Here is a 13,556-nt window from a genome sequence, read left to right as displayed (position 1 = left end):
CTCTACGCGATGCTGCGTGACGGGACCTACTACCAAGACCCCGAAACCATCAGAAGCGGAACCGGGCACACCCTAGCGGCTTGACGAAAACCATAGAGGCACCCCCCAACCCCTTCTGTTTCCTCCTTCGGTGATAGGTCCTCTCGATCCAGGAGAAGATCCGCATCCGAAGCTCTTCCCGCGTGCGCCAGGGCTGGGCGTCGAGGACGTTGTTCTGCAGCAGGCTGTAGAACGACTCCATGGCGGCGTTGTCCCCGGCAGCGCCCACGCGCCCCATAGATCCGACCAGGCCGTGGTACTCCAAAGCCCGGAGGAACTTCTTGGAACGAAATTGGGCGGATTCAACCGGACGATGCATCCGGTCACTTCAGTCCCGGTGCGGGCCCGGTTGGCGATGGCGTTTTTCAACGCTCTGACCGCCACGGAGGCCTTCATCCTGCTGTCGATGCTGTAGCCGATGATCCGGCGTGAGCAGGCGTCCTTGACCGCGCAGAGATAGAGCTTGCCCTCGCCGGTGTGGTGTTCGGTGATGTCAGTCAGTCAGCCAGACCTCGTTGAGGGTCTTCACCGTGCTGAACTGACGCTGCACCAGATCGTCGTGGACCGGAGGCCCTGGGCGAGTGCCCCTGCTCTTCTTCCAGCGGATGATCACCGAGAACACCCCCTGGGAGGCACACAGCCGCCAGGCGGTGCGGCAGACCCAGCTCAGCGTGTAAGCGCTTGCCCTGCGACAGGGGTGGTGATGCGGCCGTCGATGACTGTGACGAGATCATCCAGGGCGTCGCGATGCACGAGGTCGTGGGTGACGAGCAGGGTGGCGGTGTCGCGTTCATGCGTGAGGCCGGCGATGAGTTCCATGATCTCTGCCCCGCGCTCCTGGTCGAGAGCGCTGGTCGGCTCGTCGACGAGCAGCACCTCGGGTTCGTGGACGAGCCCGCGGGCGATCGCGACCCGTTGGCGTTGCCCGCCGGAGAGTTGGTGCGCGCGCTTGCCTGCGTGCTCGGTGAGGCCGACGGCGTCGAGGAGTTCGTCGACGCGGGCGTCGATCTTCGCTCGCTTGTTCCGGCTGGTGCCACCGCCGAGCCTGGCCATGACCTGTAGTTGCTCACGGGCGGTGAGCGCGGGCAGCAGGTTGGACTGCTGGAACACGATGCCGATGCGCTCACGGCGCAGTTTCGTGGCCTCGTGCTTCGAAAGTTGGGCGGCGTCGATCGTGTCGGTGCCGTCACTGATGAGGACCCCTCCGGAGTCAGGGCGGATCAGGGTCGCGGCGACGGCGAGGATGCTGGATTTGCCCGATCCGGAGGGGCCGGTGATGCCGGTGACGGTGCCGTTGTCTCCACGGAGGGTGACGTCATCGATGGCGGTGATGCGGTTCTCCCCGTCGGGGAAGGTGAGGGTGACGTTCTGCAGTTCGATCATCGGTTGCTCCCAAGGGCTGTCAGGGGGTCGGCTTTGGTGACGGAGCGCAGCGCGAACGCGGCTCCTGCGAGGCCCAGGACCGCCATCACGACGGCTGGGGCGAGAGTGGTGAGCGGGCTGATGATGAACGGCAGCGCCTGCCCCGCGAGGGTGCCGAGTCCGATCACGGCGGCGAGGCCGACGCCGATCCCGACGGCGAGCACGATGAGGGCTTGCCCGAGGGAGTCGCGCACGAGCGACCCGGTGGTGGCCCCCAATGCTTTGAGCACGGCGATGTCGCCTGCGCGTTGCATCGTCCAGACGGTGAAGAACGCACCGACGACGAGCGCGGAGATCCCGAAGAGCATCGCGATCATCAGCCCGAGTGACCCGATCTCGGACTGGAACGCCTCTAAAGCGGTCAGACTCGCCAGTGGCGTCTCCGCGACCGTGTCCGTTTCGGAACCCACGGCCTCCCAGTCTGCGTCGCCGGTGACGGCGAGTACCGTGGCCTCGCCAGTGCCTCCGACGAGCTTGCTGGCCTCGCTCCACGCCTCGGGGGTCATGACGAGGACCGGGGTGTGGCTGTACCAGAGATCCTCGCCAATAGCGGCGACAGTGAAGTCGTTGCCAGTGATCGAGATCGTGTCACCGACCTCGACACCGAGGTCATCGGCGGCACCGGATGAGAGGCCGACTTCGGTATCGGAATCCGGGGTGAGCTCGAACAGGGAGTTCGATCCGGTACCCGGAGCGTCCTGCGGCAGCCCGTAGAGGGCGACCCCGGTCGGGTCGTCGGTGCCGCTGGACGAAGCCCGCGACTGAACGATCCCGACCGGCGTCACCGACTCGACACCGTCAGCGTGTTCCCATGCAGTGACGGTGTCCTCGCCGAGGGAGGACGTTGCGAAACTCGGGTCGCTGTTCTCGGGCTGCTGCAGCACGAGACGGTCTCCGGGCAGCTGCAGTACCGAGGAGATGTTCTGGGCGGCAAGTCCTCCGGTAAGGCCGGAGAGGAAGCCGACGAGCAGGGTGATCAGGGCGACGACGGCCCCGATGAGCAGGAACCGGCCGCGGGCGAACCGCAGCTCTCTCCACGCGACGAACACGATGATGCCTTTCTGCTCGAACACTCTGCCCGAGCTACTCTTCAACCCTCCTATCAAGGGGTGTGGTCGGGCATCGCCTAAAGCATGGGATTCGCGGTCAAACTTTCGGTTGATGGTCCGGAAACGCGGTTCGCGTAGGCTGGAGCTGTCATGCCGCACTCGACCCTCACCCCGGTGTTCACCGGCCTCCGCTTCGGCCTGCACGCCCTCCTGATCGGGCTCGCGGGCTTCGCGGTCGTGCGTGCATTCGTCGTCTTCTCCCCGGTCGCAGCATGGACGCTGATCGTCGGGGTCGCGTTCGTCGCGGTCTACCTCGCCGGCGCATGGGCAGCGCGTTCCGGACGCACAGCAGGTTCGTCCGGTCGCAGCTTCGCGCTCATCTGGGTCGCCGCGCTGACCCTGTTGTGGGCGGTGCTGATGTGGTTGAGCCCCGAGGGGGCGTACCTCGTCTTTCCCCTGTTCTTCCTCTACCTCCACGTCCTACCCGGCTCCGGAGGGGTCGCGGCGATCGTGGTCACGACCGCGTTCTCGATCCTCGCCCTCGGGCTGCATCTCGGGTTCAGCGTCGGCGGGGTCATCGGCCCGCTCGTCGGCGCCGGCGTCGCTCTCCTGATCGGACTCGCCTACCGCGCACTGCGGCGTGAAGCCGAGGAACGCGAACGTCTCCTCGCCGAGCTGATCCACACCCGGCAGCAGCTGGCCGAGACCGAACGCGAACAGGGCGCTCTCGCGGAGCGGGCACGCCTCGCCCGTGAGATCCACGACACCGTCGCCCAGGGCCTGTCCTCGATCCAGATGCTGCTGCGTGCCGCCGAACGCGACACCCCCGAACCCGGTGCCGGCTACCTGAAGCTTGCGCGTGAGACCGCGGCTGAGAGCCTCTCCGACACGAGGCAGATCATCCGCGAGCTCACCCCCGCCCGCCTCGACGACGGCCTCGCCGCCGCTCTGCGCAGGCTCGGACAGGAGCAATCCGACCGCGCCTCGCTCCCTGTCGAGGTGATCGCCGAAGACCTCGACCTTCCGATGGGCATCCAGACGGCGCTGCTGCGCATCGCCCAAGGCGCACTGTCGAACGCGATCCGCCACGCGAACGCCACCCGGATCGCCATCGAGCTCGCACGTGAGGACGACGCCGTGTCACTGGTCATACGCGACGACGGGCCGGGCTTCGACGTGTCCTCGGCCGTCGCCGACTCACACGATGCCGACTCCTTCGGACTGTCAGCCATGCGAGAACGCGTCGAACAGCTCGACGGCGCCCTCACCATTACCTCGGCACCCGGCGACGGCACTACGGTCACCGCACGACTGCCGCTCCCGACGCGACGCGGGGCGGCCTCATGATCCGGATCGTGCTCGCCGACGACCATCCCGTCGTCCGAACCGGGCTCCGCGCCATGCTTGCCGGTGACCCCGACCTCGATGTGATCGGCGAAGCCACAGCCCCGGACGACGCAGTCGCTCTCGCCGCCGAGCTCGCACCGGATGTCGTGCTGATGGATTTGCAGTTCGGCACGGAACAGACCGGAGCCGACGCGACCCGTCGCATTCGCGCTCTGCCGAACCCGTCGGCGGTGCTGGTGCTCACGAACTACGACACTGACAGTGACATCCTCGGCGCGGTCGAAGCCGGGGCCAGCGGCTACCTCCTCAAGGACGCGCCGCCTGATGAGCTCATCGCTGCGATCCGCGCCGCAGCAGAGGGCGAGACCGCGCTCGCACCCGCGATCGCGGGCCGGCTGCTTGCCCGGATGCGCTCTCCGCAGCCGAGCCTCAGCGCCCGCGAGACCGAGGTACTGCGGCTCGTCGCAGACGGCGCGACGAACAACGAGATCGCGGCACGTCTGCACATCAGCGACGCCACGGTGAAATCGCACCTCGTGCACATCTACACCAAGCTCGGCGTCTCTTCCCGCACCGCCGCCGTCGCCACCGCACGCGATACCGGCCTCCTGAGATAGAGGGATACTCGGCTTTCTTGCTCCGGATTCTATGGCAGCGACCTCGCCGTAGATGGGCTATCGAACGAAGATGCGTCGATGGGAAGAGAGACGGCGCCCATACCCTGTGCGGGTTGGTGAGGCTCTCATTTCATCGACCTTCACCGGAGGCGAGGTCTGGGTGCTCGATGGTGTCGATGTAACGGTTGGTGCCTGCGATGCTGAGGTCGAAGAGGTCGCTGATCGCCCGTGCGTCGCCGCGGGTGGCGTGGGCTTCGGCGAGGATGCGATCTTCGCGGAGGTCCTGCGGGCGGATGCCGCCCTGCTGCCAGGGATAGGTTCGGTTCGCGGCCATCATCCTGGGCGCGGAGCGCTGGTGGATGATGAGGTGCGGGTTCTGCGAGTTCGGCCACCTGCGCTGGCGGTAGTCGAGCCATCGGGCGAGGCGTTCGCGAAGGGGAGCAGCGAGCGGGATGCTTCGGCCTGCGAGGTTCAGGCGTCCGTCGACGATATCGGTGAGCAGCAGCTCGGAGACCTGTTTCGCGGTCAGGGCGTGGAACGCGACGAGAGCAACGGCCAACGAGATTACGGGGTGGGGCGAGTTCAGTTTCTCGCGGATGAGTGCGGTGTCCAGCGGCATCGGGACGTTGCCGTTGACCTTGGTGGTCGTCATGCCGCGGGTGGGGTTCTGGAAGACGAGCTTGCGGGCTTTGAGCACCTTGAACAGCGACCGCAGGCCACGCTCCATGAGCGCACGCGGGTTCCCGCTCTCGGGCAGCACGTCACGAATCTGAGCGGGGCTGATCTCGGCGAGCGACTGGTGGCCGGTCTCTGCCCACGCGGTCACGGCCGGAACGACGGCGTGGATGTGGACTTTCACGGTCAGCGGGTCGCGAGAGCACTGCCGGGGCGTGGTCGTCGCTCCGTCGATCAGGACGTTCACCCAGACCTCGAGTTGCTCCTGCATGACCTGCGGCAGCAGCGAGGTCTTGTTCGTGAAGTAAGTGTCGAACCAGCGGGGCCGATCGTCGATGAGCAGCCCGGCGGCGTCGAGCACGTCGAGGGTGGAGACGATGTTGCCGTCATAGCGTGGGAGTTGGAGCACGTCGGAGGCGCGCACCTTCGCGATCGGGCTGTCGCGGAGGGTTTGCAACAGGCGCAGGGAACGGATCACGTCGTTGCGTTGGCGGACAGACCAGCCGAATTGTTCGGCGTGCTCATGCACGATCGCGTTGCAGTATCGGGTCAGCTCACTGTTCTCGATGAGGGCGCGCTGGCGCAGCAGCTCGGGGTCGGGGGTGACGTCGATGAGGACGGGCTGCACTCACTCGGTCAGGGCGAGCTTTTTCGGCGGCGGGCCGGGGGCAGGCACCCTAGTCTCCGATCGAGGTGTCGCGATGGCAGTAGTTGCAGACGCCTTTCGGCATGACTTCCATCCTTCCTGCTTTCTAAGCAGTCTTGAAGTCAACCGAACCTTCAGCAGACCCCACCGTGGACGGGGAGCCGGGTGTGCCCTTCAACATCATGTTCAACCCCGAAGTCCAGGCGACCGCACTACGCCGACAGGAGGACGGGGACCTCAGTAGGACTCAAACCGGTGATGTCGGCGGTTTGAACAACAACGATCTGGTGGGCCCTGTGGGGATCGAACCCACGACCAGCGGATTAAAAGATCCCCTGAGTGGGTTCTGCTGGAATAGGTCGGTGTCGACGAGTGTCCTCTGACCTGGTGTTTTGCAGTTTCTTCTGTCGGTGGGCGTCGCTCGGAATCGGTGGATGTGGAGCAAAATGGCCACCACAATGGCCACCACATTCAGCAGGCCACAGTGTCTCCGAAGACCCCTCCCGCGCCGGGAGTTTGCTTCAACTGGAAGTTATGTTCCAGAACCTCTCATGGTGCCAGTCTGCTGGGAACCCCATCGCTTGCTGAGGGACGGTCGGATAGTCCGAAATCAGGTCATAGAGACGTTGTGACCACGTGAGGTCTGAGGCGGTGGTCAGCAACAGTGATTGGATAGCTGTAAGTCCTGGATATATCCGAATGGGACCGTGCCGAGGGTCGGTGATCTTCCCATGAGATCGCGGCCAAGGAACGGACTTGCTCTTTGGAGCCGTGGGCGCGACACCGAGAACGACATTCCACAAGCGGCCATGGTGGGCACCGATGTTCCGGAACCGCAGAAAAGTCCTCAGCCACGAAGTCAACACTGGTCCGGGGACGCCGAGCTGACGGGCGATGCGGTTCGAGTCTTCACGCTGCTGGAGGTTGTCATAGAGCGACTTCACCTGACCGAAAGTGAGCCCCTCCATCATGATCCAAGAGGGAGGAAACTCCGGTTCGCCATACGTGACCAAGTAATGCTCTAAGGCAGACCGGTAATTGTGCACATCGCCGGGGTCTTCAGGCCGGCCTTCGAGCTGACGTCGGCTACGTTCACTCACCTGATCCAGAAACTCAGAGTGCCGAGCCAAATCTCGGAAATATGACGGCTCGGTGTACCAGAAGGCATCCTGATGCTTCAGTGACATTTCGTCAGTCACTGCGGCCCGCAACCTGACCTCAATGTGCTCCAACGCATCCAGGACGAGGAGCCGGAGCTGGCGGTCAAACGAGTAGAGGCTCATCACATCTTCGAAGGTTGCCCCTGGCTTGAAGTCATGATGATCACGGCCACGCTGGAATGGGACCATGTACGCGGAGAGGCGGTAATAGCCGATGTTGCTGATCTGCTGGGCTGCCTGAGCTTCGTCTGTGATGGCAAGTCCACGGCTTCTGAGCAGATCCACTAACGCAGACGAGCTCAGGGGCGGCTTCTCGAAGCGTCCGCTTCCGCGGGCACGGGGCATTCGTCGCTTCGGCATGTCCTGAGTCTAGTCAGGCGGGAAAGAAAAATCCCCCAAGTTGCGCTTCTCCGAGAGGCGTGGGGGATATGATGACTCCATACTACATGAGATCCAGCTGGCCGCTCGAACCGTGTTGATTTGAGCGGCCAACCTGATGTGGTGGACCTGAGTAGAGAGTTCTCAAACTTCTCTCCATCGGTGAAAACCCTGGCCAGGCGGCTGTCTCGTGGGGTCTACAGACACTGCCGTCGACCGACCGGACCTCGGATTCGGGACTCTCGGGGTCCGCTGGTCCGCTCGATTGGGATGGCTCAAACTTTTCTCGACGCCTCCCAGGTCGATGAGCTGGTGGCGATGTACCTCGGCGGCAAGACGATGCGCGAGGTTGCCGGGCACTTCGATGTGCACCGCACCACGGTGGCGATCCACCTGCGCCGCCGGTCAGTTCCCGTGCGGCGGGGCAAGTTGAGCGCGGCGCAGGTCGCCGAGATCGGCACACTCTACGACCAGGGGTTCACGCTGGCCGAGATCGGCGCGCGCTTCGCTGTCGGTCAGAACATCGCGCGCCGGGCGGTGCTGCACGCTGGTGGAATGATTCGGCGACCCGGAAGACGTGCACAGACGACTTTGGCATGATCTTTCAGGGCAGGAAGCCATCCTCCACATGGGATCAGGCGAGACTCGGCATCGGTGACGAGCCGCGAGAGGCTGCCGAGGATGAGCCGGCTCGTAGCGAACCCTCGAACCGGTCATGCCCAGCTCGTACGACTGGCCTCACCACAACACCTACTTGGCAGGGCAACCCAGGCGGGCCGGTACGCCGTGAATAGGCTCGCCGCACACGGCGTGATGGAGTTGCATAATGTTGCCAAGGATTGTGGTACGCTGCACAATCATGAGCGACTCATATGACGACTACCTCACCATCGCCCAGGCCGCTGCGTACGTGGGCGTGTCCGCCGCCACGCTGCGGCGATGGGACGCTGCGGGCACACTCACGGCCGCCCGTCGCCCCGGCAGCCAGTACCGTTTCTATCGCATCGCTGACCTGGAGCCGTTCCGCCTTGAGTACAACACCGCTGAGAAGGCCAAAGACGTGGTAGCTGGCTTCTTCGATGCCGCAGATGCGGCGATCGCCGACAACCCGCAATTGCGCGAACCTCAGAAGGAGGCGTATGAGGCCGCCGTCGAGCACTTCGCCCAGAAGACGACTCCAGCGATCATCCAACTGCCGGTGGGCTGCGGAAAGACAGGCGTCGCGGCGATCCTCCCCTTCAGCCTGTCACACAAACGGACGCTCATCATCGCGCCCAACACGACGATCCGTCAGGGCCTCTACGCCGACCTGAACATCTCGAACGCCTCCTGCTTCTGGAAGAAGGCAGGCATCCTCGACTCTTTCACGTCCGGGCCGTTCACGGCGTTGGTCGACGGCCCCAAGGCCAACATGGACGATTGCGTCAACAGCCACATCGTCGTCGCTAACATCCAGCAACTCGCGAGCAGTGCCGACCGCTGGTTGTCTCAGTTCCCAAGCGACTTCTTCGACCTCGTTGTTATCGATGAGGGCCACCACGTCGCTGCCGAGAGTTGGCAGAAAGTGGTGAGGGCGTTCCCCCAGGCGCGCTTCGTCAGTCTGACGGCGACGCCCTTCCGCGCCGACAACAAGGAGCTGCTGGGGGAGCTGATCTATCGCTACCCCTTCGCCCGCGCGATGCTCAATGGCTACATCAAGCACATCGTCTCGGCCTCCGCGCATCCTTCCGAGATCACCTTCACCGTGCGCGGGGAAAGCGACACCTACACACTTGAACAGATCCTTGAGTTGAAGGAGGAGGCCTGGTTCCGTCGCGGTGTCGCGCTCTCGGACGAGTGCAACCGCCACATTGCAGAGAAGGCGGTCGAGAAGCTCCAGTCCCTCCGGGCGGCGACTGGCTTCCCTCACCAGATCGCTGCATCGGCGATGTCGATCGACCACGCCGATCAAGTGCGCGCAATCTTCCAGGAGATGGGTCTGCAAGCGGAAACCATCCACAGCAACCTCGCTGACGACCGGAAGTCGGCCGTACTGGCCAAGCTCCGTAACAACCAGATCGATGTCATCGTGCAGGTGGCCATGCTCGGCGAAGGTTTCGACCACCCTCCCTTGAGCGTGGCAGCCATCTTCCGCCCCTACCGCTCGCTGTCGCCCTACATCCAGTTCGTCGGCCGCGTGATGCGCACGGTCGACCTGAACGATCTGAACAGCCCCAACAATCAGGGCTTCGTGGTTTCCCACGTCGGGCTCAACAACGAGGAGCAATGGGACGAGTTCCGCGACCTTGACACCCAGGACCAGCAGATCGTCAGAGGGTGGGCTCGCGGCGAAGGAGCCGACTCAGCTGGACGAAACGGCCGCGGCGATCCCGAGCAGATCGCCCAACGTTTCGACGACCCTGTGGCACAGGACGAGCGCCTCAGCCACTTCCTCAACCGTTCGTTCCTGGACCCCAACGACGACCGGGTCATCGAAGAGATGTTGGACGCCAAGGGGCCGGGTGGCTTCTCCTTCCGCGAGCTGGGCATCACCGCGGATGCGCTTCGGGCACAGTTGGCTCACCGTAGGGAGCACGAAGAGGAGCCTGCCGACTCGGTGCCTGTCCAGCCGCAGGTCAGGCGCCAGTCCCTGCGGAGCCGATTGGACAGCCGCTCAAAGTCGATCCATCAGCGCATCCTCGCCGACCTGGGCCTTCCCCGCGCCGGCTTCGACATCAGTCGAGCCATCAAGGGTGCCCGCGGCAACAACTCCGACGCTCTCTACGCCCTGCTGAACCGTGAGATAAACACCTTCGCCGGGCAGGGCAAGAAGAGCCGAGACAAGTGGACACTCAACCAGCTGCAGGCCGCCTACGACTCACTCGACGAGATCGGAGACCAGGTGGCCGACACGATCAAGACAGCGATCAAGGAGTGAACCGATGGCCGCGGTGAAGAACATCCTGAAGCACGTCAGCCCAGAAATAGCGGGGCGGCGACGCAAGTGCTACCGCAAGAAGGCGCACGTGATCCTCAAAGGCGAGCCGTGCCTCGTCGTACACGACGGGCCGCAGAGCCAGACCACCTACTGCACCGTCTGTGCGTCCGAGATCCTGACGAAGGCGAACGGAGCACTCGCCAACCTTCACGCGCACTTCACGGCGCCTCACGACGCAGGTTCTCAGGAATGACAGCCGATGCGTACCCGCTCCCGACGCCTTCCACGGTGCGTCAGCTATACGGGTCTGCATTCCGGTGCGCGCATCCACCGTGCAGCCGACCGTTGTACAAACTTTCGGACGACACAGGCGATCGGGTGTTGAACAGTCGAGTTGCCCACATTCATGCACGGCGGAAGGGCGGACCACGGTGGCTTGACATGCCCGCCGAGGAGAACCGGGCCTTCGACAATCTCATTCTGCTGTGCATCGAGCACTCCTACGAGATCGACGAGACGCCGGACCTGTTCCCGGCCGACATGCTTCGCCAGTGGAAGAGTGCGCAGATCGCAGAGTACGACCATCTCCAACGCAACTGGCCGATCAGCGAGGACGAAGCGACTGAAGTCCTCGTGGTCTCCGAGTCGTTTGATGCCCTACACGCCCCGTCCACGGTCGAGCTGGTTCGACGGGTGGAGGCTCTTCGGCTCGCAGCCGAGCGAACTCGTGGTGTCGCACGATCGTGGGCTCGGCGCTGGCAGCAACTGAGAGAGCAGGTGCGAAGCTCCTTCAACATGTGGGATGAAGACGGCAATCCCGTGTACGCGGAGCCGTCGGAGATGGAAGTTCGTCCGATAAAAGAAGGCATTCAGTCTGCCTTAACGGCAGCACTCGATGAAGTGGGCCCTGCAGCGGAAGCGACTCGGATCGAGCTCGCTGCGGTCCGAGTGACAGGCACGCGGGTGGCTCCCTGGTGCGACGCTATGGATCGTGCGATCACCGAGCTGATCGACACCGCTTCGACCTGGGCAGGAGACTCCGACCCGACATCGGACACAGCGTTCGACAACGCACTGGAGGAACTCGGGCGATCCGTTACCGATCTCGTGCGCGCATCGCGTGGTGAACAAGTCGAGGTGCCGGAGCCTCCACCAGTCGCCAGTGAGCCCGAGGAGGTGGACCCTCTCGCAGAGCATCGAAAACTTCTTGATGAAGCCCGGCCGTTCCACCGAGTCGGTCACCGCCCATACGACCCCGAACTCCGCGAGCGAGTCGCCGAGGCAACCGCTAACGCTGCAGCGATTCCACCGACCGCGCACTTCCTCGCGATCGATCTTGACACCACCGCCGCTCTCGCGATTGCGGTGGCAGGTAACGCGACCGAGGACGATCAACTCGACCTTGCGGAACGGGATCGACAGCGGCTTCCAATATGTTCCGCGGTCGCACTACTCCAAGAGGCGGGTCGCCGTAGCGACGGGCAGGACGCTCCTGCCGTTGCCGCCCGCCAGAACCTGCGCCGACTGTGGGCGGAAACGGACTGGGCAAGCACGGCGTCGTGGGTAGGCAACGATGTGAACGGTCAGTCGATGATGTGGGCTTTCGCTCGCGCGACCTCAGATGCGGAAGTGCGTAACCGCTTGGCACATGCTCTAGAGACTGCGCCTCAGTTGCTGACCTCCCTTGTCATCTCCTGCGCCGGCTGGGCGGAGCAGCTCGACTCCCAAACATGGAACCTCATCGGATTCGATCGCAACTACCGAGAGATTCCTCCCTGGCTACCCATCGAGGCCGTCAAGACACTGGCAGCAGACATACTCGCAGACCAACAGGGCCTCGATGACACGGACATCTTGAACGCGCTTCTACGGCATACCCTCGGCGAAGCCGGGTAGCAGTCATATGAACGCCGCTGCACGTCCTACGCGTCACCAGCGCATGAGCACCGATGCTCAGCACATGCTCGCACTAGGTGAGTCGGGTCGGTACGAGTTCAAGCGAGACGCCGAAGCCGTCTCCCCCAAGGTCTTGTCCACTTTGGCGAACTGGGTAGCGCTCGACCCGACCCGTGAAGTCGCCCACCTCCTTGTCGGCGTCGACGAGGTTGAGGATGCCGAGACGGGACTGGTGTGTGGGATTCCGTGTGGCTTGCCGAAGGGCCTCGACAGGGCGGTCGCCCGTCTCCAGGACATAGCGACCAAGACACGCCCCATCCCGGTTGACATCTTTATCATCGAGGAGGCGGTGAACGAGAAAGTCCCGTTCCTCCGCGTCGAAGTTCGGCCAACCATGCCGCCTCATTTCGATGACGAAGGACGACGACAGACACGACAAGGACGCTCCACCCGCGCACTCACAGACGACGAACTGCTGCGCATCTACCTCGACAGGGAGGCCGGCAGCTTCGCGGCGAGGTTCCGACAGACAACCACCGAGCTCCAGTCGGCCGTCGGCGTCGTTGGAAGCCAAGTCGACCAGATCGCAGAGGGCATCGAGAAGCACATCGCTGAGCCGATCGCGCGCATGACCGCGACTGCCGCAGAGGCCACGGACGCTGCGCACTCTGCCGCCTCGGCGGCCGACTCGGCCAACGCGGCCGCCGACACGGCGTCGTACGAGGTGGAACACGTCCAACGGCTGGTGCGGGACCTCCAAGAGGTCGTGAACGATCTCGATGAGGAGTCTCACCAAAATCTGGTGCATCGGGTGGTACAGGTTCGCCGGAAGGTGTGGTGGAGCTTCACGGTCGATACCTTCCAGCACACGTCTGCTCGGGCCAGCAAGCTCGCCCACCAACTCGGGGAACTGCTAGGCCGGGACGTGTCGGTCGATCCCGCCCACAACAGCTGGGAACTCGCCGTTTGGCATGACCTGCTCGGTGATCGTCGGGAGCAGCGCCGCTCACGTGGAACACAGAAGTGGTGGAGCGAAGCGATCGCAGAAGTGCAGGGGTTTCTGAGAAATCCGACGTACGCCGCGCCCGACCTGCCCGACCTGCGAACGGCGATTCAGGCGGACATCGACCACGAGGTGGACGATCCCAAGAGCATGACGAACCAGTTTCGCGCTCTCCTGGACGACGACTAGGGCGTGTCTGATAAAAGCTTGGTCCAGGCGATGACCCCGTGGAGTAGGACTGCGGCGCGGAATGTGGTGGCCAGCTTGTCGTAGCGGGTGGCGATACCGCGCCATTGCTTCAGATGGCTGAATCCGCGTTCGACGATGTTGCGGCCCTTATATGGCTCATCGCAGATGAGGGTGTAGGAGGGGCCTGAATCCTCCGGTGTCCAGTAGGGCCCGGGTGA

The 13,556-nt window shown here is 63.9% G+C and carries 11 protein-coding genes and 2 pseudogenes; 7 read left to right on the top strand and 6 right to left on the bottom strand.

What is annotated here, in order from left to right:
- Positions 1-49 precede the first annotated feature (49 nt).
- From HGQ17_RS14535 to HGQ17_RS14525, 3 genes and pseudogenes are all read right to left on the bottom strand, one after another.
- Positions 50-682, bottom strand: a pseudogene (locus tag HGQ17_RS14535) (DDE-type integrase/transposase/recombinase); the annotation flags it as partial.
- A 23-nt stretch (positions 683-705) separates the two neighbouring features.
- The gene (locus tag HGQ17_RS14530) at positions 706-1,422 is read right to left on the bottom strand and encodes an ABC transporter ATP-binding protein (protein ID WP_168888674.1); all 717 of its coding nucleotides are present in this window, start codon (positions 1,420-1,422) and stop codon (positions 706-708) included.
- Positions 1,419-2,510, bottom strand: a complete 1,092-nt coding sequence (locus HGQ17_RS14525) for an ABC transporter permease (protein ID WP_168888675.1) — start codon at positions 2,508-2,510, stop codon at positions 1,419-1,421. Before HGQ17_RS14525 ends, HGQ17_RS14530 begins: the two co-directional genes overlap by 4 nt.
- A 150-nt stretch (positions 2,511-2,660) precedes the next feature.
- Here HGQ17_RS14525 and HGQ17_RS14520 point away from each other — a divergent pair, with 150 nt between their 5' ends.
- On the top strand, positions 2,661-3,857 hold the full coding sequence (locus tag HGQ17_RS14520; protein ID WP_168888673.1) for a sensor histidine kinase: 1,197 nt from the start codon (positions 2,661-2,663) through the stop codon (positions 3,855-3,857).
- The gene (locus HGQ17_RS14515) at positions 3,854-4,474 is read left to right on the top strand and encodes a response regulator (protein ID WP_168888672.1); all 621 of its coding nucleotides are present in this window, start codon (positions 3,854-3,856) and stop codon (positions 4,472-4,474) included. The genes HGQ17_RS14520 and HGQ17_RS14515 overlap by 4 nt, the downstream gene beginning before the upstream one ends.
- A gap of 130 nt (positions 4,475-4,604) precedes the next feature.
- Here HGQ17_RS14515 and HGQ17_RS14510 read toward each other — a convergent pair whose 3' ends face one another.
- Positions 4,605-5,777: a hypothetical protein gene (locus HGQ17_RS14510; RefSeq protein ID WP_168888671.1), complete on the bottom strand. Its 1,173-nt coding sequence runs from the start codon at positions 5,775-5,777 to the stop codon at positions 4,605-4,607.
- A gap of 539 nt (positions 5,778-6,316) precedes the next feature.
- Positions 6,317-7,315: an Abi family protein gene (locus HGQ17_RS14505; protein WP_138171089.1), complete on the bottom strand. Its 999-nt coding sequence runs from the start codon at positions 7,313-7,315 to the stop codon at positions 6,317-6,319.
- 288 nt (positions 7,316-7,603) lie between these two features.
- On the opposite strand from HGQ17_RS14505, the gene HGQ17_RS14500 reads away from it, so the two are divergent.
- The 5 genes from HGQ17_RS14500 (at position 7,604) to HGQ17_RS14480 (ending at position 13,338) form a co-directional block, all read left to right on the top strand.
- Positions 7,604-7,933: a helix-turn-helix domain-containing protein gene (locus HGQ17_RS14500; protein ID WP_168888670.1), complete on the top strand. Its 330-nt coding sequence runs from the start codon at positions 7,604-7,606 to the stop codon at positions 7,931-7,933.
- 259 nt (positions 7,934-8,192) lie between these two features.
- Positions 8,193-10,250 carry a DEAD/DEAH box helicase family protein gene (locus HGQ17_RS14495; RefSeq protein ID WP_168888669.1) on the top strand — a complete coding sequence of 686 codons (2,058 nt, stop codon included), beginning with the start codon at positions 8,193-8,195 and terminating at the stop codon, positions 10,248-10,250.
- A 4-nt stretch (positions 10,251-10,254) separates the two neighbouring features.
- Positions 10,255-10,503, top strand: coding sequence for a hypothetical protein (locus HGQ17_RS14490; protein WP_168888668.1), 249 nt, complete (start codon positions 10,255-10,257; stop codon positions 10,501-10,503).
- Positions 10,504-10,691: 188 nt separating this feature from the next.
- Entirely contained in the window at positions 10,692-12,146 is a 1,455-nt protein-coding gene (locus tag HGQ17_RS14485) for a hypothetical protein (RefSeq protein ID WP_168888667.1), read from the top strand.
- 43 nt (positions 12,147-12,189) lie between these two features.
- A complete protein-coding gene (locus HGQ17_RS14480; RefSeq protein ID WP_168888666.1) occupies positions 12,190-13,338 on the top strand; it encodes an AlbA family DNA-binding domain-containing protein in 1,149 nt (382 codons plus the stop codon).
- Here HGQ17_RS14480 and HGQ17_RS14475 read toward each other — a convergent pair.
- Positions 13,335-13,556 (bottom strand): annotated as a pseudogene (locus HGQ17_RS14475) (hypothetical protein); the annotation flags it as partial. The gene HGQ17_RS14480 and the pseudogene HGQ17_RS14475 overlap by 4 nt on opposite strands.

This window comes from Nesterenkonia sedimenti (assembly GCF_012641515.1).
GTDB classification, from domain to species: domain Bacteria; phylum Actinomycetota; class Actinomycetes; order Actinomycetales; family Micrococcaceae; genus Nesterenkonia; species Nesterenkonia sedimenti.
The sequence above is the reverse complement of the archived record's forward strand: the minus strand, read 5'-3'. Positions and strand labels throughout refer to the sequence as shown.

Excerpts from the sequence above, each read along its gene's own strand:
- HGQ17_RS14505 (WP_138171089.1), bottom strand. The coding sequence starts at position 7,315 with ATGCCGAAGCGACGAATGCCCCGTGCCCGCGGAAGCGGACGCTTCGAG.
- HGQ17_RS14520 (WP_168888673.1), top strand. The coding sequence starts at position 2,661 with ATGCCGCACTCGACCCTCACCCCGGTGTTCACCGGCCTCCGCTTCGGC.
- HGQ17_RS14495 (WP_168888669.1), top strand. The coding sequence starts at position 8,193 with ATGAGCGACTCATATGACGACTACCTCACCATCGCCCAGGCCGCTGCG.
- HGQ17_RS14515 (WP_168888672.1), top strand. The coding sequence starts at position 3,854 with ATGATCCGGATCGTGCTCGCCGACGACCATCCCGTCGTCCGAACCGGG.
- HGQ17_RS14490 (WP_168888668.1), top strand. The coding sequence starts at position 10,255 with ATGGCCGCGGTGAAGAACATCCTGAAGCACGTCAGCCCAGAAATAGCG.
- HGQ17_RS14480 (WP_168888666.1), top strand. The coding sequence starts at position 12,190 with ATGAGCACCGATGCTCAGCACATGCTCGCACTAGGTGAGTCGGGTCGG.
- HGQ17_RS14530 (WP_168888674.1), bottom strand. The coding sequence starts at position 1,422 with ATGATCGAACTGCAGAACGTCACCCTCACCTTCCCCGACGGGGAGAAC.
- HGQ17_RS14500 (WP_168888670.1), top strand. The coding sequence starts at position 7,604 with ATGGCTCAAACTTTTCTCGACGCCTCCCAGGTCGATGAGCTGGTGGCG.
- HGQ17_RS14485 (WP_168888667.1), top strand. The coding sequence starts at position 10,692 with ATGCCCGCCGAGGAGAACCGGGCCTTCGACAATCTCATTCTGCTGTGC.